Origin of the sequence: Streptomyces sp. NPDC087270 (genome assembly GCF_044744625.1) — a bacterium.
GTDB lineage: Bacteria > Actinomycetota > Actinomycetes > Streptomycetales > Streptomycetaceae > Actinacidiphila.
The window spans coordinates 1-26,431 of sequence record NZ_JBIUYR010000013.1 but is presented as its reverse complement, the minus strand read 5'-3'; the positions used below and the strand labels follow the sequence as shown (position 1 = coordinate 26,431).

Genomic DNA, 26,431 nt, shown 5'->3' with positions numbered 1-26,431 from the left:
CAACGACCCCCACCACGACCGCGTTCGGGCCCACCCCCAAAAGGTGCGGCGTGCGCCCCCCCCCCCCCCCCCCCAACCCCGGGGGCGCGGGGAACCGCGCGACAAGCCCACCACCGGCGGGTGGTCCCTCAGCCGACAGGACGGGGCAACCCGGGGGGTCGGGGCACCCTCAGGGGGACCGACATTGCGTCGGCGGGGCGCGGCCTGGTAGGACTGCGACGCACCGCTACGTCACATGTTCGAGACCGCGGACGGGGGTTCACGTGGTCGGAACGGCCGTCACCCGCGCACCGCGCCGCCTTCCCGCGGCAGCGAGACGCTCGACGCAGCACGGCCTGGTGCTGGCCGCGGTCGCGGTGACCGTACTCCTGTGCGCGACCGCCCTCGCAACTCTCGTGACGCTGGCGGGGCGTTCGGTGGAGTCCGAGGCGGACCGGCGGCTGGCCGCCGACCTCGACGCGCAGGTGTCGGTCAACGCGTCGTTCCGGGCCGGGGGGATGGCGGCCGCCGACCGGAGCGTACGGGCCGCCGCCGCGAGGGTCTTCGGGAGCGTGCCGCAGCGAACGTCCGTGGGGTTACTGGGCACTTCGGCGGTGTCGGTGACCGGTGTCGACGGCGTCGAGGGGCCGCCGCGGGGGCCCGGCGGCAGCGGGCTGCACCCGGTCGCGGTGCAGGACCCGGGCAGGTACGGGCAGTTGGTCGCGGGGAGTTGGCCGGCCGGCACGGCGGACGCCCCGGCCGGCGCGTTCACCTCGCTGCCCGAGGTCCGCGTCTCCACGGGTTCGACGGCCCCGGTGGACGCCGCCGTGCCCCAGCCGCTGGCCGAGCGCCTGAAGCTCCACCCGGGTTCGCGCGTACGGTTGAAGGACGCCGCCGGACGCACCATGACGTTGCGGATCTCCGGCGTCTTCCGGGCGGCCGGAGCTGTCGGGTTCTGGCCGGCGATGGCCGGTGACCTGACCGAGGGCGAGAGCAGCAGCCAGCAGTTGCTGGTGGTCTCCGCGGCGGCCCTGAACGGAAGCGCCGTGCTGAACGGGCACGTGACGGCCCGCTGGAGCGTACAGCCGGACTTCTCCCACCTCGGCGCGGGAGACCTGGCGGGACTGCACGACCGGGTGCGCGGCTTCACCGGCAGCCAGAGCGACGTGTCGGTGTTCCACGGGCAGCGGCCGTCGTTGGACGACCTGGCGGTGTCCTCGGGCCTTCCGGAGGCGATCGACGACCTGGAAGTGCCGACCGTGGCGGCCCGGTCCGCGCTGTACCTGCCGAGCGTGATGCTGGCCGTCCTCGCGCTCGCCACCCTTCTGCTGACCGCCCGTCAGATGACCGTGCGCCGGCGCGACGAGCTGGCGCTCCAGCAGGCCAGGGGCGCGGGCACCCCGCGGCTGCTGCGCGGCGCGGCGGCCGAGTGGGCGGTCACCGGGGTACCGGCCGCGGTCGCGGCACCGTACCTGGCCGGGCTGCTGCACCCCGGCAGCCGCGGCGCCGACGCCTGGGCGGCGGTGGGTCTGACCCTGCTGGTGCACGCCGCGGCGGTCCTGCTGCCGGTCCTGCCGACGGTGCGGCTGCGGGCGGGCCGGGGCGCGCGGGCGGCCGTCGCGCAGCGGTGGGGCGCCGATCTGGCGCTGCCGGCCGTCGCGATCCTGGGGTTCCTGGAACTGCGGCGGCACCGCTCGCTGATCGCGGGCGGGATCGGCGGCGTGTCCGTGGACCCGGTGATGGTCCTGGTCCCGGCCGTGGCGAGCGGGGCCGCCGCGCTCCTGCTGCTGCGGCTGCTGCCGCTGACCTCCCGGCTGCTGGACGCGTTCGGCCGCCGGGGCCGCGGGCTGGTCCCCGCGCTGGCCGGGTGGCAGTTGAGCCGGCGTGCCGCGCGCAACGCCGGCCCGGTGGTGCTGATGTGCCTGGCCGTGTCGGTGAGCGCTTTCGCCACCACCGCGCTGGCGTGCCTGGGCGGTCTGGCCTCCGAGCAGGCCGCGTTCACGGTCGGCGCGGACGTCAGGATCGATCCGGGCCAGGACAACGACTACCCCGCCGAGGTGCTGGGCGCCGCCTATCGGGCGCTGCCCGCGGTGACGGCCGTGACGCCGGTGACCCAGGCGACGGTGAACCTGCCCGGCGGGACCGGCGAGGAGCTGGACGCCACCATCGGCGGGGCCGTCCCCGGCACGTCCACGGCGCCCGGTACGGCCTCCCAGGCTGGTACGTCCGCCCCGACCGCGTACGGGATCACCCTCCCGGGGCGGCCGACCACGCTAATGCTGGACGAGAAGCTGAGCAGCGACGGCAACACCGCGCCGCCCCACCTGGAACTGGTCGTGCAGGACGCGGCCGGACTGGACAGCACCCTATCCACCGCCCTGCCCGCCGCCGACGGCGCCCGGCACACCCTCGCGATCCCCCTGGACGTCGCGCTCGGCGGCGGCCGCCCGCGCGCGTACCCGCTGACGGTGACCGCGATCAACGTCCTGCCGCAGGTGGGGGTGGCGCCCGCCCGGCTGGACCTGGACCTGCTCCGGATCGGCTCGCGCGGCACCGCGGACAGCTGGGCCGCTCCCCTGCCGCGGGGGCAGGTGTGGAGCGACGGCACCGCGGCCGCCGCGGACGCCGCCGCGGGAGCCTGCCGGGGGGACACGTCCGGCGCGTACGTCTACGGCTTCCCGGGGGTGTGCTCGATCCGCGCCGGCGGCTCCGCCGTCCTGCGGACCACGATCAGCACCGGTCAGCGGACTCCGGGCGGGGACGCCACCGACGGCGCCGACGACGACAGGACCCAGCCCGACAGTGAGGTGCGGCTGCTGGCCGGGCCCGCCGGCGGGCCGGCGCCGCTTCCCGTGCGCGCCGACGCGCAGGCACTGCGCGAGGGCCACCTCACCGTGGGCAGCGCCACCACGCTGGACCTGGGCGGCGGCGCCCCGGTGCCCGCCAAGGTCGTGGGCCGGGTCGGCTCGCCGCGCGGACTGGGCAGCGGGCAGGGGCATCTGATCGCCGACCAGCGCCTGCTCGCCGGCGCCCTCACCCGCGCCGGTGCCCCGCAGCAGGACCCGGCGTTCTGGTGGATCAGCAGCACCGACAGCGCGCGCACGGCCGCCGCCGCGCGGGCGCAGCCCGCGCTGGGCCGGGTGACCACCACGGCGCAAGCCGCCGCGGCGCTGCGGTCCGACCCGTTCCACAGCGGGCTGCGCCGGGTACTGGAGCTGGTGCGCGACCTGGCGCCCTGCTTCGCGGTCATCGCCTTCACCGTCCACGCGGTGATCTCCGCCCGGCAGCGCCGCAAGGAGTTCGCGCTGCTGCGGGCGATCGGCGTCGGTTCCGGACGGCTGGCCGCGCTGCTGGGTACGGAGCAGGTCGGTCTGGCGCTGTTCGCGGTGATCCCGGGGGCGTTGATGGGCATGGGGCTGGCGTCGGCGGTGCTGCCGCTGGTCACCGTGGACGACAGCGGACAGGCACCGTATCCGCCGCTGCCGCTGGTCATGCCCTGGCGGACCGTGGCGCTGACCGCGGTGGCGACCGCGCTCGCCGTCAGTGCGGTCGTGCTGGCGCTGGCCCGGCTGCTGGCCCGGGTGGACCTGGTGCGCGTGCTGCGGGCGGGGGAAGACCGTTGAGGCGCGCCACCGGGCAGGACCGGACCGGGCGGACCGCGCGACGCGTCCCGGGCGGGGGCAGGGGTACGGACACGGGTGCGGGTACCGCCGCGGATACGAATACGGGGCCGGGTCCCGCCGCAGGTCCGGGTCCGGGCAGGCGGACGGGTGCGGCGATGACGCTGCGCCTGGTCCGCAAGGAGGCCCGGGGCGATCTGCCGCTGCTCGCCTGCCTGGCGGTGCTGGTCCTGGTGCTGGCGGGCATGTGCGCGTGGGCCCCCTCGCTCGCGGGCCGCCAGGAGGACCGGGCGCTACGGCAACGCGTCGCCGCCGCGCAGGCCGGCGCCCCCCTGATCACCTTGAGCACCGTGCCGGAGGTCTTCAACTCCGGCCCGCCGGCCCTGGACATGGCCACCCTGCTCGGCGACGGCCGCGCCCTGTCCCACCGGCTCAGCGGCTCCGCGGCGCGGCATCTCAGCTTCGCCGGCAGCGGCGGCTACGACTACAACCCGGCCACCCTCACCTCCCCGCTCCCACCCGGGGAGACGGGCAGCAGCACCACACTGGCGATCAGCCACCTGCCGGACGCGCGGGCGCATCTGCGCTACGTCAGCGGCCACGCGCCGGCCGACCGCACGCCGATCGGCGCGGCGCCGCAGATCGGCCTGTCGCAGGCCACCGCGCAGGCACTGGGAGTTCGGGCCGGCAGCCGGCTCGGCGTCGAGTTCGCCCGGGTGCCGGCCCTGCAGAGGTCGCCCGACGCGCGGCTGGTGGTGAGCGGGATCTTCCGGACCGCGGCCGGCGCCGACGACTTCTGGGGCAACCGGCCGTCGCTGGTCCAGCCCTCCCGCCACCCGGCCCAGCACGCCGGCGGCACGGTGCTCGCCGTCAGCGGCCTGGTCGGCACCGACGCCGCCGACCGGCTGGCCGCGGCCGGGGTGCCCGGCCCTTCGGTGACCTGGCAGCTGCGGGCCGACCTGCGCCAGTCGGCGCTCGACCGGGCCCGCGCGCTGAGCGGCCCGCTGTCCCGCTACGGCACGGACCTGGACCGGGCACTGTGCCGCGGGACCGACGCGTACACCGGCGGCGAGAGCTGCGCGGTCGGCAGCCAGCACACGGGACCGCTGACGGTCACCGACGCGCTGACACCGCTCGTCGGCACCTTCACCGCGCAGGACCACCAGGCCCGCGGGCTCGCCACGTTCGCCGTCGACGCGCTGGCCGCGGTGGCGCTGGCCACGACGGCGGTCGCCGTACGGCTGCTGCTGCGCCGGCGGAAGGCGCACCTGCGGTTGCAGCGTGCGCGCGGCGCCTCCACGGCGCGGCTGGTCCTGCTGCGCAGTGCCGTGGCATGGCCGGTGGTGGTGATCGCCGCGCTGCTCGGCTGGGCGGGCGGCCGCCTGCTCGCTCCCACCGGGGTCTCCGGGACTCCGCGACCGCTGTCCGCGGCCGTGCTCGCCGCGACCGCGGCGCTGACGGTGTCGCTGCTGACCTGGCTCGCGGTCCGCGAACCGCCCCGGCCACGACGGACCGCCCGCCGGCGTCGTACCCGCCGGCCCGTCGCCGGCCGCCGGCGCGTGGTCGTGGAGGTCACCGTGCTGCTCGCGGCGGCTGCCGGCGTGGCCGCGCTGAGGTCGCAGGGGCCCGACTGGGTGCTGGGCGCGGTGCCGGCGCTGCTGGCCCTGGCCACCGTGCTGATCCTGTTGCGGCTCTACCCGCTCGCCCTGCGGCTGCTGCTCCTGCGGGCCCGCCGCGGCAAGGGCACCGTGGGCTTCATCGGAGCGGCCCGGGCCGCGCACGACGCCCCGGCGACCGGGCTGGCCCTGTTCGTGCTGGTCCTGACGCTGGGCACGGCCGTGTTCGGCGGGCTCGTGCAGCGGACGATCGGCGACGGCCTGGCGGCGGGCGCGGCCTGGAGCACCGGCGCCGACGCCTCCGCGACCACCGCCGGGGACACCGCGCCCGCACCGGACGCGCTGACCGGCACGAGCGGGATACGTACCGCCCTCCAGCATCTGCACGCGCTCGATCTGGTCGGGCAGGCCGACGGCGCCGAGATCCCGTCGGTCGCGGTGATCACCGTGGAGCCCCGGCAACTGGCGGCCCTCGCCCCGCACTCGCCGCTGGCCCGCACCCTGCGGTCCGCGCTGACCGGCCCGTCGGGCACCACCGCGGGCGCGGGCGTCCCGCTGCCGTCCGTCGTGTCGCCCGCCCTGCGGGCGCGCGAGCGCACCGGCGGCTTCACCTCCACCGTCGAGGACCACGGCCGTCCGCCCGTGCAGCTGGCCCTGGACCCCGTCGGCACCCTCAGCGCCGCGGACCTGCGCGACCCCCTGCTGGGCCCGATCACGGCACAACTCGCGCCCGGAACACCGCTGCTGATCACCGCCGTCTCCGCCGACCACCTCATGCCGCAGCAGTCCTCCGGGACCACCGTGCTGCTGCTCCAGGGCGACGGTCCCGGCACCAGCACGGCGGCCCTCCGGTCGGCGGCGGCCAGGGCGCTCGGGCCGCTGGCAACGGTCCGCACCCGCTCCGGGACGCTCAGCGCCCTGCGCGACGACGGCCTGACCCGCGGCCTGGAGAACGTCTACGCCACCGCTTCGGTTCTCGCCGCCCTGTCCGGCCTGCTCGCGGTGGCCCTGGAACTGATCCTCACCTCGCACGAACGCAGCCGCACCACCTCGTTCCTGCGGACGCTCGGACTCGGCGGCAAGGCGGCCGGGGCGCTGCACTTCCTGCAGATGCTCCCGCTCGCGGCGGCCGCGGCCGTGGGCGGCACCCTGGTCGGCGTGGTCGAACCACGGCTCATGGCGCCGACGCTGAACCTGCGCCAGTTCACCGGCGGCGCCACGCAACCGGCGCTGCGCACCGACTACGCGCTGACCCTCGCCCTGGTCGGCGGCGTGGTCCTGCTGATCCTGGTCGCGGCGGCCACGGAGACCGTCCTCGCCCGCAGGCGCCGCCTGGGCGCGGTGCTACGCCTCGGCTGACGGCGGCGGCACGTGGCCGGTCCCGTCGCCCTCCGCGTCGGCGGCCGCCTTCGCCTGGCGCGCGGCCGTGTCCGGCCACACGCCGACGTGATCGGACTCCAGGGCGAGCCGCACCCGCTTGCGCAGGTGCAGGCGCTCGGTGAACTCGCGCGGTATCTGCAGCCGCCCGTTGCGGTCCAGCACCGCGTACTCCTCGGAGGTGAGGGCCTCGACGCCGTCCGCGCCGGTGGCGACCCGCCGCAGCACCTCGGTCGAGGTACGGCCGTTGCGTATCCGGACGGTGCGCTGGACCTGTTCGGACACCAGCGTGTCGTGGGTGACCACGATCACGGTGACGCCCAGTTCCTCGTTGGCCCGCCGCAGCGCGGCGAAGATCTCGTCACTGGTGGCGGTGTCGAGTTCGCCGGTGGGCTCGTCGGCGAAGAGCACCCGGGGCGCGTTGGCGTTGGCGACGGCGATGGCGACCCGCTGCTGCTCGCCGCCGGACAGCGCGTCGGGGGTACGGTCCCGGCAGTGGCCGACGCCGAGCAGGTCGAGCAGTTCCTCGGCGCGGGCCCGGCGCCCGGAGCGCCGCACCCCGGTGTAGGTCATCGGCAGCATCACGTTCTCGGCCGCCGAGAGGTACGGCAGCAGGTTGCGGGCGGTCTGCTGCCAGACGAACCCCACGGTGGAGCGCCGGTACTCCAGCCGGGCGCGGCGCTTCATCGCCAGCAGGTCGTGCCCGGCGACCTCGGCGGAGCCCGCGGTGGGCACGTCCTGGCCGGAGAGTATGCCCAGCAGGGTGGACTTGCCGGAGCCGGACGCCCCGATCACCGCGATCATCTCGCCCTCGGCCACGGCCAGGTCCAGGCCCTGGAGCGCCTGGACCTCCACGCCCTCGGTCTGGTAGATCCGCACCAGGTTCTCGCACACGACCAGGCCCTCGTCCCGGTCCGGCACCGCGGCCGCGGCAGCCCGTCGCGTCAACTCCGCCAAGTCCGGTGCACCGGCTGTCCGTTCACGAGCGGCCACGGCCGTCCCCCCGGGTGAAGTCGCGATCCGACAGCGGCAAGGGTAGTCCCGGGGGCGACGTGACGAGGCGCCGCACGTATCCAGGGGCGCGGGGAACCGCGCGAGCCGCCGCCCGCGTAAGGTCCCGGAACCGACAGAGCCGGGCAGCCCCGCAGGTCAGGGCGCCCTCAGCACGGGGAGCACCGGGTCCGAAATGCGCCAGCCGGAGGACGGCCGGCAGGCGATACTGGGAACCATGGCGACGGAAGAGGGCAACTACGAGGCCGTCCGAAGCCGAGACGCACGGTTCGACGGCCTCTTCTTCTTCGCGGTGTCGACCACCGGCATCTACTGCCGCCCGAGCTGCCCCGCGGTCACCCCGAAACGGGAGAACGTCTCGTTCTTCGCGACGGCCGCGGCGGCCCAGTCCGCGGGCTTCCGCGCGTGCCGCCGGTGCCGCCCGGACGCCGTGCCGGGCTCCGCGGACTGGAACGCGCGTGCCGACGTGGTCGGCCGGGCGGTACGGCTGATCGGCGACGGCGTGGTGGACCGGGAGGGCGTCGCGGGCCTGGCCGCACGGCTCGGGTACAGCGCCCGCCAGGTCCAGCGCCAGCTCAACGCGGAACTCGGCGCCGGCCCGATCGCGCTGGCCAGGGCCCAGCGCGGCCACACCGCGCGGGTGCTGCTGCAGACCACGTCCCTGCGGGCCGCGGACATCGCGTTCGCCGCCGGCTTCGCCAGCGTGCGGCAGTTCAACGAGACGATGCGGGAGATCTACGCGTCCACGCCGACCCAGTTGCGCTCGGCGCGGTCGAACTCAGGTGGCCGGAAGGGCGAGTTGGGGCCCGACGGCGCGGCCGGGGTGCCGCTGCGGCTGGCGTACCGGGGCGCCTACGACAGCGGGCAGGTCTTCGACTACCTGGCGGCGCGCACGGTCGCGGGGGTGGAGGAGGTGGTGGGCCAGGCCGCCGGCCCGCCCATGCCGGGCCGCACCCACGGCCGTACGCACGGCCGCACCTACCGCCGGACCCTGCGGCTGCCGCACGGCGCGGGCGTCGCGGAGGTGTCCGAACAGGCCGGCACGGGACGCTGGTTGGCATGCCGGCTGCACCTGGAGGACCTGCGGGACCTGACGACCGCGACGCAGCGGATGCGGCGGCTGTTCGATCTGGACGCGGACCCGTACGCGGTCGCCGAACGGCTCTGCGCTGACGAGGAGTTGGCCCCGCTGGTGGCGCGGCGCCCGGGCATCCGCTCACCGGGGGCGGCGGACCCCGAGGAACTGGCGGTGCGCGCGGTGCTGACCGAAGGGCTGACGGCCGCCCGCGCCCGGCGGGCCACCGACCGACTCGCCTCCTGCTACGGGCAGTCGCTCCCCGCACCGAGCGGCGGGCTGGCGCTGCTCTTCCCGCGCCCGGCCGACCTGGTGAACGCGGACCTGGCGGCGGTGGACGTGCCGGACGAGCGGCGGGCCGCGGTACGCGCGGTCTCCCGTGCGCTGGCGTCGGGCGCGGTACGACTGGACCCGGGCGCGGACCGCGACGAGGCCGAACGGGCCCTGCTGGCACTGCCGGGCGTGCACCCCTGGACGGCGGGCTACATACGGATGCGGGCCTTGGGCGACCCCGATGTCCTGCTGGAGCCGGCCGTGGCGGGCGCGGCCCGCTGGCGGCCGTGGAGTTCGTACGCGACCCACCACCGCTGGCGCTCGGCGTCCGCGGAACGGGCGGAACGGGCGCCCCAGCGCACGGCCTGAACCGGCGAGCGGGAGCGCGCGCACCCGAACAGCGCGGTGCCGTAACGGAGTCAGGGGCGTTCGCGCAGGTGCTCGCGGCGCCGCCGCTCCTCGTCGAGGAGGGCCATGAACTTCCTCGTGCTCGCCTCGGCGTCGCCGTCCTCCTCGTCCTGGACCGGTCCCTGCTCGCGCAGTTGGCGCTCCTGGACCATGGCCGGCGGGACCGGGTCGACGTCGGAGGGGCGCGGGCCCTCGGGTCCGTCCGGCCCGATCCGGATCAGCCGCTCCACCCGGATGATCCGGAAGTGCCGGCCGGCGACGTCGAGTTCGTCGACCTGGTCGGTGTCCAGGTGGTCGGCGGCGCGCTTGTAGAACTCGTGCTCCTCGTCGGTGAGTTCATGCTGCCAGGGCACCATCACCCGCAGTTGCACGGCCAGTCCGTCGCGGGCGTCGCGCGGGGTGGCGGCGGTGCCGGTGGACTGCGGCCGCCAGCGGCCTCCTTCGCGTTCGGCCGCCATGAACGTGGCCGGGAGCAGCACCCCGCCCGGGTGGGTGCGCGCGGCGGCCCGGGAGTCCTCGCGCACGTCGCGCGGCACCGTGCCGTTCTTCCGCAGGGCGGTGAGGAGTTCGACCCGCAGCACGCCGGGCGACAGCCCCGCCTCGCCGCCGGACGCGATGGTCAGGTCCGCCGCGGGATCGAGCGGCGGCTGCGCGGGGTCCGTACGGTCGGGGTCGGTGCCGCGCGGCGGCTCCGGGCCGTCGGGGCCCATCCGGATGAAGCGCTCGGCCCGCACCACGCGGTAGCGCGCGCCGGCCACGGTCAGCTCGTCCAGGCGTTCCCAGTCGAGGCGTTCGGCCGCCTCGGTGTACTGGGCGCGGCCGGTCTCGTCGCCGTCGGCCGCGCACCGCTCGGCGCGTGCCCGGAAGTGCGCGCCGAGCGCGTCGCGTGCGTCCTGCGGGGCCAGCCCGGCGAACCCCGGCCGCAACGTCCAGCCGCCCTCGGGGAGTTCACGGGCGACGCCGAACACCGGACCGCCGGCGAACAACGTCGACGGATACGCCTTGCGGGCCTTCCAGGTCTCCACGTCCGCGGGCGCGGACAGCCCGGCCGCGACCGGTGACGGTGGCGCGGTCGGCCGCGGCCACTCCCGGCCGGTCACTTCCTCCTGAGCGTCACCGTTCACCTTCATGCCATTAGCATGCCCGTCCGGCCGTCCCGAGGCCCCCGATTCCAGCAAAACCGCGCTCCGGACCGCGCCGACCGGCGACCGGTTCGCAGGTCACGGGAACGGCGTACGGTCACCGGCGCGTTCCGCCGTGGCGGAAAACGCCCGGTGGCTCAGCCGGCCTTCGCCGGCTTGGCGATCTGCGCGCTCACGACCTCGGCGGGGATCACCGGGTGGTCACCGGGAAAACCCTGGTTCGAGAAGACCGCGATGGTGGCTCCGCTGCGGACGACGAGGAAGCGGAAGGGCGCCTTGGCGGGTTTGCCGCCGTCGAGATCACCGCTGTCGTCGACGCTCGCCACGATCCGGGTGAGGTCGTACTCCACGGCGTCGTCACCGACGGAGGGCGTGGCCCGCGGCTTGGGGTCGGCGAACCGGTCACCGTCGCGTTCGGGGAAGGAGTCACAGGCTTTGAGGGATGCGCGCAGGTCGGTCATCACCCCGCGGGCGTCGGCCGGTCGGTAGGCGAGCAGCGCGTCCTCCACCGAATCGTGGCCCTTGCCCGTCCGCAGGACGTCCTGGATCAGAACGGCGTGGTGCTGGCGGGTGGTGCTCACCGGTCCCATGGCGATGCCGCCGAGCGGTGCGCACGCGGCCGGGGACACGCGCGGCAGCCGGGTGACGTCGGGGATCGTGTGTTTGATCTCGACGCCGTCCGGGCCCCGGCCGGACACGGTGTCGGTACTCCATCCCGATCCGGGCAGGTCCGCCGGACCCACCGCCGCCTGCTCCAACTGCCGCTGACCGAGCATGCGGTCCGCCGACCGGGAACCGGCTGGGTCGGCCGTACCGGGCGCCGCCGCCGTACCGGACGGGCGAGGAGTACCGTCGCTCGCGCCGCGGCCACCGCCCGGGCTGTCCCCGCCGCTCCCGCAGGCCGTCGCCGCGGCCACCACCGCGGCCAGGCAGATCGCCCCTGCCGCCGATCGCCGCGCCATCCGCGCCCGCGCCGCCCGTCTCCCTGCCCGAGCCCGTGCCGTCCGCGACGTCAGGTCGCCCATGAAGTCCCCCCACTGATGTCCACGGCCGAACGCCGTTCAAGCGCCGCACCGTTGTGACGCGGCGCCCTCGCCGCTCCCCCAAGGCCCGCACCGCCGCATCATCGGTGCCGGCGGCCTGCGGAAACGTACTCCCTGTCCCGGCCGCGCGGCGCAATTCCGTAGCGCACGGCCGCCCGCGCGGCCCGAACCGCCGTCCGGGGCGGCGGAATCCCGCGCGGACCGGGAGTGTCAGGCGCCGAGGAAGCGGGCGATGCCCGCCGGGGAGAGCAGGTGCTGGACGGCGAGGCGGCGGGCGCCCTCGATGCCCGCGCGGCGGCCGAGCACGGTGGTCTCGATGGCGACGGTCCGGGTGGCCAGCGGCAGCGCCCGGCGGTAGACCGCGGCGCGGATGTCCGCGAGCAGGTCGTCGTGGAGGGAGGCGATCGAGCCGCCGAGCACGATGGTGTCGGGGTTGTAGAAGCTGACCAGCGAGGCGAGGACGTCGCCGATCCGCTGCGCGGCGAGCCGGACCTGGCGGCGGGCCAGCGGGTCTCCCTCGGCGACGAGGCGCACCACGTCGGCGGCGTGCTCCGCGGGCAGGCCGGCCGCGCGCAGCCGGGCGGCGACGGCGGCGCCGGACGCGACGGCCTCGACGCAGCCGGTGTTGCCGCAGTGGCACAGCACGTCGTCGTGGCCGGGCACCGCGATGTGCCCGATGTCGCCCGCCGCGCCGGTGGCGCCGCGGTGCACGACGCCGCCGGAGACGATGCCGCAGCCGATCCCGGTGCCGACCTTGACGTAGAGCAGATGGGCGGCGGCGGGCCGGTGGCCGTACTCGCCGAGCGCCATCATGTTGACGTCGTTGTCCACCAGGACGGGGGCGCCGCGCCGGCCGGCGAAGAACCCGGGCACCCGGTAGCCGTCCCAGCCGCGCATGATCGGCGGGCGCACCACGGTGCCGGTGCTCGCCTCGACCGGGCCCGGCACGCCGATGCTGATCGCGCGGACATGCTCGGCCGGGTGCCCGGCGGCCGCGAGCATCCGTCCGATCTGGGCGTCGAGCGCGGTCAGTACGGCCTCGGGTCCGTCGTTGATGTCGAGTTCCTCGGTGGCCTCCGCCAGTACGGTGCCGCCGAGTTCGGAGATCGCGACGGTGCCGTGGGTGGCGCCGAGGTCGACCGCGCACACCACGGCGGTGCGCGAGGCGAGTTGCAAGGTCAGCGGCGGGCGCCCGCGCTCGGTGGCCAGAGTGCCGGTCTCGACCAGCAGGCCGCGGTCGATCAGCAGGTCCACCCGCTGGGCGACGGCGGCCCTGGACAGGCCGGTGGCGGTGGCCAGTTGGCTGCGGCGGGTGGCTCCGCCCGCCACGAGCCCGGCGAGTTCGCTGAGCGAGGTGAGCTGCCGGTCGGTTGCTGCGGTCACGTGTACGCCTGTCCCTCTCGATCGATGTCGCCGCCCCGGCCGGGCCGCTCCTCGCGCGCGCCGTACGGTCCCGGCCGGTCCCTGCCCGGGTCGGCCGGATGTGCGGTACCCGCCGTACGGCCCGACGCCGGCGCCGGGCCAGGACCGTACGACGGGACCCCGTGCCCGTTGGTCGCGCCCACCCGTACAACGGACCCCGCACGCACCGACGTCGGCGCGCCGGCGCGGCCGAACCGGACACCCGGCACCGCAGCGCACCCGGCACGGCACCCGGCGCCCCACACCCGCCGGGACCGGCCCGCCGCACTCTCGCGCGCCCCGACCGGCCCGGCGAACGACCCGACCGTCACCCCGGCGGCTGCCGTCACGCCCGTGACCGCCCGCCGATTTATGACAGAAGTTAGCGTAAATTTTGCCATTGTCAACCGAAACATCCCTGGCTAGCGTCTTGCGTGAGCCGAAATGGAGGGAAGTTTGGTGGCACTCTCGGGGCCCAATGCAAAGAACCCGCCGGGTACGCCCGGCGCGACCGGCACGCCCGCGCTGCGAACGGCGATCGCCGGCACCGGCATGATCGGCCGGGTCCATCTGGACGCCGTGCGCCGCAGCGGCGCCCCGGTGGTCGGCGTCAGCTCCTCCACGCCGGCCCGGGCGAAGGAGGCCGCCGCCGCGCTCGGCGTGGATCGGGCCTTCGACTCGTCCGAGGAGCTGGTCACCAGCGACGACGTGGACGTGGTGCACATCTGCACGCCGAACGACGTGCACGCCCGGCTGGCCGAACTGGCCCTGCGCGCGGGCAAGCACGTGGTGTGCGAGAAGCCGCTGACCACCTCCTCGGCCACCGCCGACGCGCTGGCGGCGCTGGCCGCGCGCAGCGGCAAGGTGGCGGCCGTACCGTTCGTCTACCGCTACCACCCGATGGCCGCGGAGGCCCGCGCGCGGGTGCTCGACGGCCGGGCCGGGGAGGTACGGCTGGTGCACGGGCACTACCTCCAGGACTGGCTGTCGCTGCCGGACGACACCAACTGGCGGGTGGACGCGGTGGCCGGCGGGCCGTCGCGGGCGTTCGCCGACATCGGCTCGCACTGGTGCGACCTGGTGGAGTGGGTGACCGGGCACCGGATCGCCGAACTGACCGCGCTCTCCCAGACGGTGCCGCGCACGGGCGGCCGTCCCGCCACCGAGGACGTGGTGCAGCTGCTCTTCCGCACCGACCTCGGCGCGAGCGGGTCGGTGACCGTCTCGCAGATCTCGCCCGGCCGCAAGAACCGGCTGTGGTTCGAGGTGGACGGCAGCCGCACCTCGCTCGCCTTCGACCAGGAGGCGCCCGAGTCGCTCTTCGTCGGCAGCCGCGGCGAGAACGCCACGGTGCTGCGCGACCCCGCCACCCTCTCCCCCGAGGCGGCCCGGCTGTCGGTGGTGCCCGGCGGGCACCCGATGGGCTACCTCGACTGCTTCGCCGCGTTCGTCCGCGACGTGCACGCCGCCGCCCGCGCGGCCGACGCGCCCGACTCGGAGAGCGCTCCCCCGAACCACGGCGCGGCGCCCGGCACGACTCCCTCAGGAACGGCGGAAAGCGCTCTCCCGGGCACGGAATCCACCCCCGGCGACCCGAACCAGCCGAACACCAGGCACACTGGAGAGCGCTCTCCCGTACCCGCCGCCGACACCGCCCGCCCCACGCCCTTCGCCACCTTCGCCGACGCCGCCCGCATGGTGCGCCTGACCGAGGCCGTACTCGGCTCGGCGGCCGACCGGACCTGGAAAGAGGTCTCCTGAGATGAAGCTGGGCTTCCTCACCGCCTGCCTTCCGCAGCTCCCGCTCGCCGAGATCGCCGGCTGGGCCGCCGCCCACGACTACGACGCGCTGGAGGTCGCCACCTGGCCGTCCACCGGGTCGCGCGACTTCGAGGCGAGCCACATCGACGTGGTGGACTTCGGCAAGGCCGAGGCGGACTCGGTCCGCGCGCTGTTCGAGCAGCACTCCCTGATGCTGTCGGCGCTGGCGTACTACGAGAACAACCTGCACCCCGACCGCGAGCGCCGCGCCGAGATCGCCGCCCACGTACGGGCCAACGTGGACGCGGCCGCGCTGCTCGGCGTGGAGTACGTCGGCACCTTCATCGGCCGCCACCCGGGCCTGTCGGTGAAGGAGAACCTCGCGCAGGCCGAGCGCGAACTGCCCGCGCTGGTGGAGTACGCGGGCGAGCGCGGGGTGAAGATCATCATCGAGAACTGCGTGATGGAGGGGTGGCACCCCGACGGCTACCCGGGCAACCTCGCCTACTCCCCCGAGCTGTGGGAGTGGATGTTCGACCTCGGCTTCTACCTCAACTACGACCCCTCGCACCTGCTGTGGCTCGGCATCGACCCGGTCACCGCCCTCAAGCCGTATCTGGACCGCATCCCGCACGCGCAGGCCAAGGACGCGCAGCTCGACCCGCGGGCCCGGGACCGGTTCGGGTTCTTCGGCCGCACCGTGGAGCGCACCGACGGCTGGGACAGCGGCTGGTGGCGCTACCGGGTCCCGGGCCTGGGCGACGTGGACTGGCGCCGGCTGGTGGACACCTTCTACGAGGGCGGCTTCACCGGGGTGCTCTCCGTCGAGCACGAGGACCCCGTGTGGAGCGGCGACGTGGAGCGGGTCACCCGCGGCCTGGAGATCGCCCACCGCACGCTGCGCCCGCTGATCGTCGGGTGACGCCCGTCCCGCGCGCCGACCGGGCGGCCCGCGCCGGCCGCACCGCTTTCCCGTACCCGCACCAGAACCCGCACCCGCACCCGCATTCGCCGCTGTACTTCCAGGAGGCTTCGCTTCGATGGCCAAACCCTTGAGCATTCAGCTCTACACCCTCCGGGACCAGATCGCCGCCGACCGCGACGGCACGCTGACCCGGCTCGCCGAGATCGGCTACCGCTCGGTGGAGACGTACGACCCGACCGCCGACCCGGCCGGTTTCCGCAAGCTCGCCGACGACCTGGGCATCGGCGTGTCCAGCACCCACGCCTACGCGCTGTTCGACAAGGACGCGGGCGAGGTCTTCGACGCGGTCGCCACCGTCGGCACCGACCTGGCGATCATCCCGGGCGGCATCGGGCACGAGGAGTTCACCACCGCCGACGGGCTGCGCCGCACCGCGGACCTGCTCAACGGCTTCGCCGCCAAGGCCGCCGAGCGCGGCATCCGGATCGGCTACCACAACCACTGGTGGGAGATCGAGCCGCGGTTCGAGGGCCGCACCGCGCTGGAGGTGCTGGCGGACGAGCTGGCGCCCGAGGTGTTCCTGGAGGTCGACACGTACTGGGCGCAGGTCGGCGGCGCCGATGTGCCCGCGCTGCTGGGGGCGTTGGGCGACCGGGTGCTGTCCTTGCACGTCAAGGACGGTCCCGGGGTGAAGGAGCAGCCGCACACCGCGGTCGGCAAGGGCGTGATCGATGTGCCGGCGATCCTGGCGGCGGCGCCGGACGCGCAGCGGATCGTGGAGCTGGACGAGTGCGCCACGGACATCTTCGAGGCCGTCGCGGAGAGCCGCGCCTACCTGACGGCGCTGGAGGAGGGGCTTTCATGACCAGCGGTTCGGGTTCCGGGCCGGTCGGCGTCGCGCTGGTCGGTGCGGGGGTGATCAGCACGCAGTACCTCACGGCGCTGTCCACGTTCCCGGACGTCCGGGTGCTGTCCGTCGCGGACCTGGACGTGGACCGGGCCCGGGTGCAGGCGGAGGCGTACGGGGTGCCGCACGCGGGTGACGTGGCGTCGGCGCTGGCGATCCCCGAGGTGGAGATCGTGATCAACCTGACGATCCCCGCCGCGCACGCCGAGATCGCCTCGGCCGCGCTGGAGGCCGGCAAGCACGTCTACGGCGAGAAGCCGCTGGCGCTGGAGCCCTCGGACGGCGCGAAGATCCTCGCGCAGGCGCAGTCGCGCGGCCTGCGGGTGGGCAGCGCGCCGGACACGTTCCTCGGTGCGGGGTTGCAGTCGGCGGCCCGGGCGCTGGCCTCGGGGCTGATCGGCGAGCCGGTCAGCGTGGTCGCGGTGACGCAGGGACCGGGCCCGGAGAGCTGGCACCCGAGCCCGGAGTTCCTCTTCCAGTACGGTGCCGGGCCGCTGTTCGACATCGGTCCGTACTACCTGACCGCGCTGGTGGCGCTCTTCGGGCCGGTGCAGCGGGTCGCGGCGAGCGCGCGGCAGGCGCGTTCGCACCGGGTGATCGGTTCCGGGCCGAAGGCGGGCACCGAGTTCGCGGTGGAAGTGCCCACGCATGTGCACGCGTTGCTCGACTTCGCGTCGGGCCCGAGCACGTCGGCGACGTTCAGCTTCGACTCGTCGGTGCCGCGGCGGATGATCGAGATCACCGGCACCGAGGGCACGTTGTCGCTGCCGGACCCGAACACGTTCGAAGGGCCGCTCCAGGTGCGGGCGTTCGGCGACGAGGAGTGGCGGGACCTGCCGGTGGCGGGGACGACCGCGGGCCGCGGGATCGGCGTGCTGGACATGGCGCGCGGTATCCGGACCGGGGCGCCGCACCGTGCGTCGGGCGAACTGGCGCAGCACGTACTGGAGTTGATGGCCACGGTGACGGATTCCGCGGAGCGGCACGGCTTCGTGGAACTCGAATCCCGCGCTCCGGAGGTGGCGACGCTTCCGGAGGACTGGGACCCGGTGGCGGCGACGTTGACCTGACCTGCGTCGCCGCCACCGCGGCAAGCCCGGGGAACGGCCCCCCGGATGCCTGGTCGACCCACCCGTGGGGGGATGGGTCGGCCAGGTCTTTTGCGTTCGGGCGCCGGCGCGCGGTCGGGGGCGGTCAGGAATTGACGGTGCCGGTCGCGAGCAGGCCGATGATCACCACGCCGATCACCACCCGGTAGATCACGAAGGAGTTGAAGGAGTGCCGGGCGACGAACCTCAGCAGCCAGGCGATGGAGGCGTAGGCGACCACGAAGGAGACGAGGGTGCCGACGGCGAGCGCGGAGGTGCTGACGCCGCCGCTGGTGGCGTCCTTGAGTTCGTACAGTCCGGCACCGGTGAGTGCGGGCAGGCCGAGGAAGAACGACAGCCGGGTGGCGGCCATCCGGTCCAGGTCCCGGATCAGGGCGGTGGAGATCGTGGCGCCGGAGCGGGAGAAGCCGGGGAAGAGCAGCGCGAGGATCTGCGAGCAGCCGACGATCATCGCGTCCTTCACGGTGACCTGGTCCTCGCCGCGCTTGAACCGGGCCATCTGCTCGGCGGCCCACATCACCGCGCTGCCGAAGATCAGCGAGAACGCCACCACCCACAGGGAGCCGAGCGGCCCGTCGATGAGCGGTTTGGCGGCGAGTCCGACGATGACGATGGGGATGGTGGAGTAGATCACCCACCAGGTGAACTTGTAGTCGTGGTTGCCGCGCTCGCTGCGATGGGCCAGACCGCGCACCCAGGCGGTGACGAACCGCGCGATGTCCCGGAAGAAGTAGACGAAGACCGCCGCGATGGCGCCGACTTGGATGACCGCGGTGAAACCGACCACCGCGTCGTCGTCGACGGGGATGTTCATCAGGCCCTCAACCAGCTTGAGGTGGCCGGTGGAGGAGACCGGCAGGAACTCGGTCAGTCCTTCCACGATGCCGAGAATGGCGGCCTGGCCGAGGCCGATGGCGCTCATGGGTGGTTTCCGTCCCCTGGTCTTCTGGTCTTCGGTCTTCCGGAAGTGCGGACGGACCGGGCATACCCGTGGGATGCCCGGTCCATCCCGAATCGACTACATTCGCGTAGACATCCGGTCAGACTCTAGAGGATCGGTGGCCGCTGTTCGACGTCGGGGCGGCACCGCCCACGGCGTACCGTACCGGAGGCCGGAGCCGTCATATGCCCGGTCACAGGCTGTTTTCCTGGACGTCACCAGCGGTTCGGCCATTGGTCACCTTCCGTGCGACCAGGGGCCTTCGGTCCCGGTCGGCGCGGGTTCTCAGCAGGCGCCCTCGTCCTGCCACACACCCCACTCGCCGGTGGTGCCGGGGGTCTCGCCGGTGGTCCACCACTTGGCGAGCCAGGTGTGGCCGCCGTAGGAGACCTTGTCGCCGCCGACGTAGACCGCGGAGGACGACCAGGCCGTGGCGGTGCAGCCGCCGCCGGTGCTGCCACCGGTGACGGTCAGCGTGTAGGCGGCGGTGTGGGTGGTGCTGCCGGCGGTGCCGGTGACGGTCAGGGTGTAGGTGCCCGCCTTCGCCGCGGTGGTGGTGGCCACCGACAGGGTGGCGCTGCCGCCGGCGGTGACCGAGCCGGGGCTGACCGACGCGGTGACGCCGGCCGGAGCGCCGCTGACGCTCAGCGCGACGGACTGCGCGGACCCGGCGGAGACCGCGGTTTTCACCGTGGAGGTGGCCGAGGACCCGGCGGCGACGGAGCCGGCCGACGGGGTCAGCGCGACCGAGAAGTCGTTCGCGGGCGGCGGGGTGGTGCTGCCGCCGCCGCTGAACGGCTCGAAGGTGTGGCTGAACTGCCAGGTGCTCTGCGCGACTCCGGAGCAGGTGTCCGAGCCGCCCTGGCCGGGGCAGCCGCCGTTGTCGCGCTGGAGCGCCCAGAACGACAGGGTGTTGATGCCCTTGCTGACCGCCCAGTTGTAGACGGTGGTGGCGTTGTCGGTGGTGAAGGTCTCGGCGGCGCCGAAGTCGTCGATGCCGGGCATCTCGGTGATGCCGATCATCGCCCACAGGTCCGCGTCGCTCTTCGACGGGTAGAGCTGCGCGAGCTGGTCGTGCAGGGCCTGCGCGGCGGTCTCGGTGTCGGTGGCCATGTTGTGCGTGGCACCGTCGTAGTAGTCGAACGTCATCAGGTTCACGACGTCGAGCTTCACGCCGTTGGAGACGGCGTTCTGCAGCACCGACAGGCCGGAGCCGTCGCCGGCGGTGCCGGTGGTCAGGCCCTGGGTGGTGGTCGGCAGGGTGTAGGAGAACTGCACGGTACGGCCGTTGCTCGCCGCCCAGTCCTGCACCATCTTGACGGCCTTGTTGCGGCGGTCGATGCCGGCCGCCTTGGTCAGCGAGTTGTCCTCGGTGTCGAGGTCGATCCGGCTGACGTTGTAGGTGGTGATGACCTTCTCGTACGCGGCGGCGATGGAGCTGACGTCGGTGCAGCTGTCGGCGATCTCCGTGCCGCCGTCGTCGGCCGCGTAGCCGCCGAAGGACGGGATGACGTCGCCGCCGGCCGCCTGGATGGCGGCGATGTCGCTGCCGAAGCTGGAGGAGGCGATCGGCAGGGAGGTGTCGCCGTTCCAGTACGGCGTGCAGGAGCCGACCGAGGGCGTCTGGATGAACGCCATCGTCAGGTACTTGTTGCCGGAGGCGGTGGCCAGCCCGGAGAGGCTGTCGCCGTTGTACGCCTCGAAGTACGGGGCGAAGACGTGGCTGGGCAGTGCGGTGGCGGCGGTGGCCTGCGGGGTGGCGGCGTGCGCGCCGCCGGCGCCGGTCAGCGCCAGGCCGGCCGCGGCGGCGGTGGCGGCGAGTCCGGTGAGCAGGGCGCGGAGTGGTCTGCGAACGGGTCCGGTCATGGACCGCGCTCCCTTCGATGTGGGGGTCCCAGCACAGCGGGCCATGCTGGTCTGGACCAATGCTGACCCATACTGTTTGGTCTGGACCACCCAACTGTCAAGAGCCCTTACAAATAATGCGGTTGACCGGTTCCGGCGCACCGCCGGCCGGCCGGCGCGGACCCCTGTACCGCGCCGACCGACCCGCGTACCGGGCCCCGCCCCGACCCGGGCGCCCCGCCCGAACCGCCGACCGCACCCCCGGCCCGACACCCGGCCCGGGCATGCCGGAGGCCGCCACCGCACCCGCGAGGGGAGCACGCGGCGGCGGCCCCGGACGGCTCACCTCAACGCGGACGGCTCACCTCAGTGCAGGCGGCCGAGCAAGGCGAGCGCGGGGACGAACCGGGCCGCGTCCACGGTGCCGACGCCGGTGGCCATGTCGTAGCCCTTCACCGCGGTGTAACCGGTGACGCCGTCGTAGGAGTTGTTCGTGCCGTCCTTGACGTCGACCACCCCGCCGAACTTTCCGGTGCCCTTGGCGAGGGCGTACAGCGCGGTGTGGATGTCGCCGATCCGGTGCCCGGCGACCTGGTCGGCGAGCGCCACGATGCCGGAGAAGAGCGGGCTGGCCTCGCTGGTGCCGCCGTAGACGTCCCAGCCGACGGCCGTCGGGTCGTAGCTGGAGTACACCCAGGCGCCGCCGTCGACCGCCGCGGACATCGAGATGTCCGGGGTGCCGCGCTGCGCGCCGACCACGTTCCGCACGCCGTTCTGGTACGACGGCCGGGCGAAGACGTGCGACTGGCCGCCGCCGCCGGCGCCGTAGTCGTTGTACACGCTCTCCGGCGCGGTGCGGTTGCCGGCCTCGTCCAGGTGGAGCTGGGTGCCGCCGATGGAGGTGACCAGCGGGTCGGAGGATGGCCAGGAGTTCACCTGGTACGGGTAGTTGGAGCTGCCGTCCTCGGTCGCGTCGGTGGCGCCGCCGTCGCCGGAGGAGCCGAGCACCGTCACGCCGCGCCGCGCCGCGTCCTTGAAGGCGTAGCGCAGGTTCTGGATGCTGGAGAAGTCGCCCTTGTCGAAGCCCGGGAAGGTGTTCTCGGTGGCCCCGAAGCTCTGGGTGATGACGTCGCCGACGCCCTGGTCGATCAGCGCCTTCTCGCCGTCCATCATCTCGGGCAGGCCGGTGACGCCCTCGGTCTCGGCGACGCCGGTCTCCAGCAGCACGATGTGCGCGGCCGGGGCGATCGCGTGCGCCATCTCCACGTCCAGCGTGGTCTCGCCGGCCCAGCCGGTGTGGTCGGGGTTGGTCGGGTCGAAGGGCGGCACGTCGCCCCACTTGACGACCTGCACCGTGGTGCTGGGCATCCCGAACTGCTTGCTGTAGACGTCCAGGTCGTGCTGGATCGTCGGCGAGCCGAAGGAGTCGACGATCACGATCGTCCGGCCCTTGCCCGTCACGCCCGCGCGGTAGAGCGGGTTGAGGTCGTACGCCTGCCGGTACTGCGTGGGCGTGTAGCAGTTGATGCCCCACTCGGCCTGGCACTGGGCGATGGTCAGCGGGCTGCCCGCCCCCTTGACCAGCTCATGTCCGACGACGGCGGGCACCGGCTTCACCGCGGGCGCGGCGTGGCCGGCCGCCGCCGTCGCCGCACCGGTGAGCGGGGCCGCCATCAAGGCGGCGGCGGTCAGGGCGGTGGCTCCTGCCGCGGCGACCACGGCGCGCGGCCGCGGGCGAGGTGTGCGCATGGACTCTCCTTGTGTGGAGGGCTCTTCTGGCATGAGGTGCGGCCGTCACGGAGACGGCCGCGGTGGTCACACCGATAGATCATGCCCAGGACAAGGGAGTTCGCCGTTGGCCATCCGTCGTTTTACCCGAACGGCCGATAATTTTACGACGCCATGACCATGTCATGTCGACCCGACGCAACGTCAGACTCACTACTGCGCAGCCGTCACAGGAGTACGAGGCCGGGAGCGTGCGGCAGCGCGCGGGCGGTGACCCCACAGCGGCCACCAACGCCGATGCGCCGCCCGATCGCGGCCACCAACGCCGATGCGCCGCCTGATCGCGGCCACCGACCCACCACCGACTCCGCGACGGAGCCGCCCCGCAGGGGCACACCGTCAGGACACGATGTCCTTCGTACGGAATCCGCGGAACGCCAGCGCGGTGAGCACCACCGCGTACGACACCGAGACCGAGGTGCCCTCGATCATGCCGGTCCACTCGGTGGCCGGCTGCATCGCGTCGAGCCACGCGAACTGCCAGTGCGCGGGCAGGATGTCGCGCCACCGGTGCAGCGCGGTCACCGCGTCCAGCACGTTGCCGACGATGGTCAGGCCGACCGCGCCGCCCACCGCGCCCAACGGCGCGTCGGTGACCGTGGACAGCCAGAACGCCAGCGCCGCCGTGACCAGCTGGCTGACGAAGATGTACCCGACCGCGATCGCCAGCCGCGCGACGGCGCTGCCCGCCGGCACCGCGCCCCCGGTGGGGAGTTCGAGGTCGCCCCAGCCGTAGGCCACCGTGCCCGCCACGAGTGCCACCAGCGGCAGCAGGACCAGCGCGACCGCGCTGAAGCCGAGCGCGACGGTGAGCTTGACCACGAGCAGCCGGGCTCGCGGCACGGGCGCGGCCAGCAGGTAGCGCAGGCTCGACCAGCCCGCCTCCGACGCGACCGTGTCACCGCAGAACAGCGCGACCGGTACCACCAGTACGAAGCCCGCCGACACGAACAGGCAGGTCGCCGCGAAGTTGGCGCCGGAGGAGGTGGCCGTGTCGATCAGCGTGGGACCGTTGGCACCGTCGCTCGGGGTGCCGCCGATCGCGAACGCGGCCATCAGCACGAACGGCAGCAAAGCGAGCAGGGCGCCGACCACCAGCGTGCGGCGCCTGCGCAACTGCCGGCGGGCCTCCACCCGCAGCCGCAGCGTACGGCCGGCGCGGTAACCGGGCGCGGTGACGGCCCCGGAGACCGCGGGGTCGTCCGGCGGCTCCGGCAGGTCGGGCACGGGTGCGGCGGGCGCGGTGCTCATGCCGAACCTCCGATCAGGGTCAGGAAAGCGTCCTCCAGGCGGCGGTGCGGGCCGACCTGCGCCACCGGCACGCCGAGCCCGACCAGTTCGGCCACCAGCTCGACCGGCGTCGAGCCGTCCGCGATGACGACGAGCAGCCCGCCCTCGGCCGGCACGGCGGTGGCGACCGCGGGCAGCGCGGCCGCCTTGTCCACCAGGTCCGGCGCCAACTCGCCCGCCACGCCGACCAGTACGGTGTCGGTCGAGCCGACGATCTCCGCCACCGGGCCGGAGGTGATCAGCCGCCCGCGGTCCATGACCACCAGATGCGTACAGGTCTGCTCGATCTCCGCCAGCAGGTGGCTGGAGACGATGACGGTCCGGCCGGTGGCGGCATAGCGGATCATCACCTCGCGCATCTCGCGGATCTGCGGCGGATCGAGGCCGTTGGTGGGTTCGTCCAGGATCAGCAGGTCCGGCAGCCCGAGCATGGCCTGCGCGATCGCCAGCCGCTGCCGCATGCCCTGGGAGTACGTCCGCACCGCGCGCTTGAGCGCGTCGCCGAGCCCGGCGATCTGCAACGCCTCGGCGAGATGGGCGTCTTCGGCCGGGCGGCCGGTCGCCTGCCAGTACAGGTCGAGGTTCTGACGGCCGGTCAGATGCGGCAGGAATCCGGCGCCCTCCACGAAGGCGCCGACCCGGGAGAGCACCGGCGCGCCCGGCCGCACCGCCTCCCCGAACACCCTGATCTCGCCCTCGTCCGGCCGGATCAGGCCCATCAGCATCCGCAACGTGGTGGTCTTCCCCGCGCCGTTCGGCCCGAGCAGGCCGAGCACCTGGCCGGGCTCGACCTGGAAGGTCAACTCCCTTACCGCGTAACGGTCCGCGGACTTCGCGTACCGCTTGCTCAGCCCGCTGATCCGCAACGGGACCGCGGCCAGCGCCGGGTCGGCCGGGCGGGGGCGGACCCGGCGGCGGCCGGTGACCAGCAGCGCCACCGCGACCAGCACCGCGACCGGCGGCAGCACCCAGGTCCACCACGGCAGCGCGTTCGCGTCGGCGCCCAGCGCGCTGTCGGTGGGGACGGTGACGGCGGAGCCGGCCAGCGCGACGGTGTAGGTCGCGGGCGCGGCGGGCGTCGCGTAGCCGAGGTCGGTACTGGCCAGCACCACGGCCAGCCGGTGTCCGGCCGCGAACTCGTGGTCGACCGCGGGGAGTTCGACCCGTACGGTGCGGCCCGACGGCGACCCGGCGACCCGTACCGGCGTGGCCAGGCCGGCCGGCAGGACCTGCTTGCCGTCCGGGCCGACGTCGTAGAGCTTCGCGAACAGCACGGCCTCGGGAGCGGTGGTGGACACCTTGACGGTGATCGTCGGGGCGCCGGTGAGGGTGGTGGCACGGTGCAGGGGTGCGGACACGAAGCGGGCCGACTGGCCCGGGAAGTCGACGGCCACGCTCTGCCCCAGCTGGGCGAGTTGGGAGATCGCGCCCGATCCCGGCACCGAGGAGATCGCGGGCGGCGAGCCGCCGGCCGGGTTGGTGATCTGCTGCGGCGAGCCGGTCAGCGGCACGCGCCGGGCGGCGGTGCCGGCCAGTCCCGGGTAGCGGTCCGCGCTCGCGCCGCGCAGCACCACGCTGCCGTCGGTCGCGTTCAGGCCGCCGGTGCGGGTGACGCGGAAGGAGGGGCCGGTGCTGACCCCCTTGTCGCCCTTGAGGTAGCGGTCGAACCACGCGGTGACCCGGCCGTTCACCCGGGCGTCCTCGGTGTTGCCGCCGTCGTGGCCGCCCGCGATCCAGTCGACGGACACCGGGGCGCCGTTCGCCTTGATCGCCTTGGCCATGGCGTCGGACTGGGCGAGCGTGAACAGCGAGTCGGTCTGGCCCTGCACGATCAGCGTGGGCACCTTGATCCGGTTGCCGACCGTGGCCGGGCTCAGCGCGGCGAGCTGCGCGCGGTCCGCGGCGGTGGCCTGGCCGCTTGTGGCGACCCGCTTGTACAGATCGCAGATCGACGGCTCGAACCGGCCGCAGACCGGGTCGGCCGAAGCGCTGTCGGGCGGGGCGGCGCCGGCGGTGGGAGCGGAGCCGGTGGGCGTGGAACCGGTCGGCGCGGAGCCGGTCGGCGCGGAACTGGCAGGCGTGGAGCCGGTGGACGCTGCGGGGGCGTCCGAGGCGGCCGGGGCCGGCGCGTCGCCGGGGGCCGACCCGGACCCGCCGCCGGTGGGGGGCGACGCCTGACCGGTCGTGGCGCCGATGCCCGCCGGGGTGCCACCGGAGAAGAGGATGCCGCTCCACATCTTCTTGTACACGCCGTCGGGCAGCAGCGCGTCCGCGAAGTCCCAGTACGTCTCGCGGGGCGCGATCGCGTCGATCCGCGGATCGTCGCCCGCCGCGAGCAGCGAGACCGCGCCGCCGTAGGAGATGCCGGAGATGCCGACCCGGGGGTCGCCGGGAGCGTCGAGCTGCACGTCGGGGCGGGTGGCGAGCCAGTCGACGAGCCGGCCGACGTCGGCGACCTCGCCGTCCTTCGCGTTGAGTCCGATCCGGCCGCCGGAAGCGCCGAAGCCGCGCGCGGACCAGGTCAGCACCGCGTAGCCGTGCTTCGCCAGCGCCTCGGCCTGGCCGCGCACGTCGTCCTTGGTGCCGCCGAAGCCGTGCGCGAGCAGCACCGCGGGCCGGCGCCGGGTGCCGCCGTCGGTGAAGTACGAGGTGTCCAGCCGCACTCCCCCGGCGCCGGTCAGCATCGCGTCCGTACGGTGCACCGACCCGCTCGCGCCGCCGGCCGTCGCCGTACCCGCGACGATGCCGCCCACCGCGACGACGGCGAACGCCCCCACCGCCGCGAACCACTTCCGCCCGCGCGGCCACCGTAGATCCATCCCCCGATCCTAGGCCGTGTTTTGGAAGTAGCGCCGTCCGCCCAAAGGGCGGGGCCCGTGGCGTCTGGTGCGTGCGATCGCAAGGCGGAGGGTTGTCCTCGT

16 protein-coding genes are annotated in these 26,431 nt (G+C 74.4%); 7 read left to right on the top strand and 9 right to left on the bottom strand.

What is annotated here, in order from left to right; all coding sequences use genetic code 11:
* The first annotated feature begins 263 nt into the window (after nucleotides 1-263).
* A complete protein-coding gene (locus tag ACIPAE_RS24890; protein WP_402447986.1) occupies nucleotides 264-3,602 on the top strand; it encodes an FtsX-like permease family protein in 3,339 nt (1,112 codons plus the stop codon).
* A 155-nt stretch (nucleotides 3,603-3,757) separates the two neighbouring features.
* Nucleotides 3,758-6,574, top strand: a complete 2,817-nt coding sequence (locus tag ACIPAE_RS24885) for a hypothetical protein (protein WP_402447984.1) — start codon at nucleotides 3,758-3,760, stop codon at nucleotides 6,572-6,574.
* On the opposite strand, the gene ACIPAE_RS24880 is transcribed toward ACIPAE_RS24885, so the two are convergent.
* Nucleotides 6,560-7,549 carry an ABC transporter ATP-binding protein gene (locus ACIPAE_RS24880; RefSeq protein WP_402447982.1) on the bottom strand — a complete coding sequence of 330 codons (990 nt, stop codon included), beginning with the start codon at nucleotides 7,547-7,549 and terminating at the stop codon, nucleotides 6,560-6,562. The two genes, ACIPAE_RS24885 and ACIPAE_RS24880, sit on opposite strands and share 15 nt — an antisense overlap.
* Nucleotides 7,550-7,820: 271 nt before the next feature.
* On the opposite strand from ACIPAE_RS24880, the gene ACIPAE_RS24875 reads away from it, so the two are divergent.
* Nucleotides 7,821-9,320 carry a DNA-3-methyladenine glycosylase 2 family protein gene (locus tag ACIPAE_RS24875; RefSeq protein ID WP_402447980.1) on the top strand — a complete coding sequence of 500 codons (1,500 nt, stop codon included), beginning with the start codon at nucleotides 7,821-7,823 and terminating at the stop codon, nucleotides 9,318-9,320.
* Between the two features lie 50 nt (nucleotides 9,321-9,370).
* Here the strand turns inward: ACIPAE_RS24875 and ACIPAE_RS24870 are convergent, their stop codons facing one another.
* The 3 genes from ACIPAE_RS24870 to ACIPAE_RS24860 all read right to left on the bottom strand — a co-directional run bounded on the left by ACIPAE_RS24870 (nucleotide 9,371) and on the right by ACIPAE_RS24860 (nucleotide 12,927).
* Entirely contained in the window at nucleotides 9,371-10,489 is a 1,119-nt protein-coding gene (locus ACIPAE_RS24870; RefSeq protein WP_366413740.1) for a DUF5954 family protein, read from the bottom strand.
* A 149-nt stretch (nucleotides 10,490-10,638) separates the two neighbouring features.
* The gene (locus ACIPAE_RS24865) at nucleotides 10,639-11,277 is read right to left on the bottom strand and encodes a hypothetical protein (protein WP_402447978.1); all 639 of its coding nucleotides are present in this window, start codon (nucleotides 11,275-11,277) and stop codon (nucleotides 10,639-10,641) included.
* Nucleotides 11,278-11,754: 477 nt separating this feature from the next.
* On the bottom strand, nucleotides 11,755-12,927 hold the full coding sequence (locus tag ACIPAE_RS24860) for an ROK family protein (RefSeq protein WP_328461302.1): 1,173 nt from the start codon (nucleotides 12,925-12,927) through the stop codon (nucleotides 11,755-11,757).
* A 477-nt stretch (nucleotides 12,928-13,404) separates the two neighbouring features.
* Here ACIPAE_RS24860 and ACIPAE_RS24855 point away from each other — a divergent pair, with 477 nt between their 5' ends.
* From ACIPAE_RS24855 to ACIPAE_RS24840, 4 genes are all read left to right on the top strand, one after another.
* A complete protein-coding gene (locus ACIPAE_RS24855) occupies nucleotides 13,405-14,706 on the top strand; it encodes a Gfo/Idh/MocA family protein (RefSeq protein WP_402447976.1) in 1,302 nt (433 codons plus the stop codon).
* A 1-nt stretch (nucleotide 14,707) separates the two neighbouring features.
* Nucleotides 14,708-15,628 (top strand): sugar phosphate isomerase/epimerase family protein, encoded by a 921-nt coding sequence (locus ACIPAE_RS24850; RefSeq protein WP_402447974.1) that lies wholly within the window; start codon nucleotides 14,708-14,710, stop codon nucleotides 15,626-15,628.
* A gap of 118 nt (nucleotides 15,629-15,746) precedes the next feature.
* Nucleotides 15,747-16,496 carry a sugar phosphate isomerase/epimerase gene (locus ACIPAE_RS24845; RefSeq protein ID WP_328461308.1) on the top strand — a complete coding sequence of 250 codons (750 nt, stop codon included), beginning with the start codon at nucleotides 15,747-15,749 and terminating at the stop codon, nucleotides 16,494-16,496.
* On the top strand, nucleotides 16,493-17,608 hold the full coding sequence (locus tag ACIPAE_RS24840) for a Gfo/Idh/MocA family oxidoreductase (protein WP_329371791.1): 1,116 nt from the start codon (nucleotides 16,493-16,495) through the stop codon (nucleotides 17,606-17,608). Before ACIPAE_RS24845 ends, ACIPAE_RS24840 begins: the two co-directional genes overlap by 4 nt.
* Nucleotides 17,609-17,732: 124 nt before the next feature.
* On the opposite strand, the gene ACIPAE_RS24835 is transcribed toward ACIPAE_RS24840, so the two are convergent.
* The 5 genes from ACIPAE_RS24835 to ACIPAE_RS24815 form a co-directional block, all read right to left on the bottom strand.
* Nucleotides 17,733-18,569 carry an undecaprenyl-diphosphate phosphatase gene (locus ACIPAE_RS24835; RefSeq protein WP_329371789.1) on the bottom strand — a complete coding sequence of 279 codons (837 nt, stop codon included), beginning with the start codon at nucleotides 18,567-18,569 and terminating at the stop codon, nucleotides 17,733-17,735.
* Between the two features lie 303 nt (nucleotides 18,570-18,872).
* A complete protein-coding gene (locus ACIPAE_RS24830) occupies nucleotides 18,873-20,453 on the bottom strand; it encodes a chitinase (RefSeq protein ID WP_329371787.1) in 1,581 nt (526 codons plus the stop codon).
* 345 nt (nucleotides 20,454-20,798) lie between these two features.
* A complete protein-coding gene (locus tag ACIPAE_RS24825) occupies nucleotides 20,799-22,181 on the bottom strand; it encodes a S53 family peptidase (protein ID WP_329371785.1) in 1,383 nt (460 codons plus the stop codon).
* Nucleotides 22,182-22,559: 378 nt separating this feature from the next.
* On the bottom strand, nucleotides 22,560-23,471 hold the full coding sequence (locus ACIPAE_RS24820) for an ABC transporter permease (RefSeq protein WP_402447971.1): 912 nt from the start codon (nucleotides 23,469-23,471) through the stop codon (nucleotides 22,560-22,562).
* A complete protein-coding gene (locus ACIPAE_RS24815; protein ID WP_402447969.1) occupies nucleotides 23,468-26,329 on the bottom strand; it encodes an alpha/beta fold hydrolase in 2,862 nt (953 codons plus the stop codon). Before ACIPAE_RS24815 ends, ACIPAE_RS24820 begins: the two co-directional genes overlap by 4 nt.
* Between the last annotated feature and the right edge of the window lie 102 nt (nucleotides 26,330-26,431).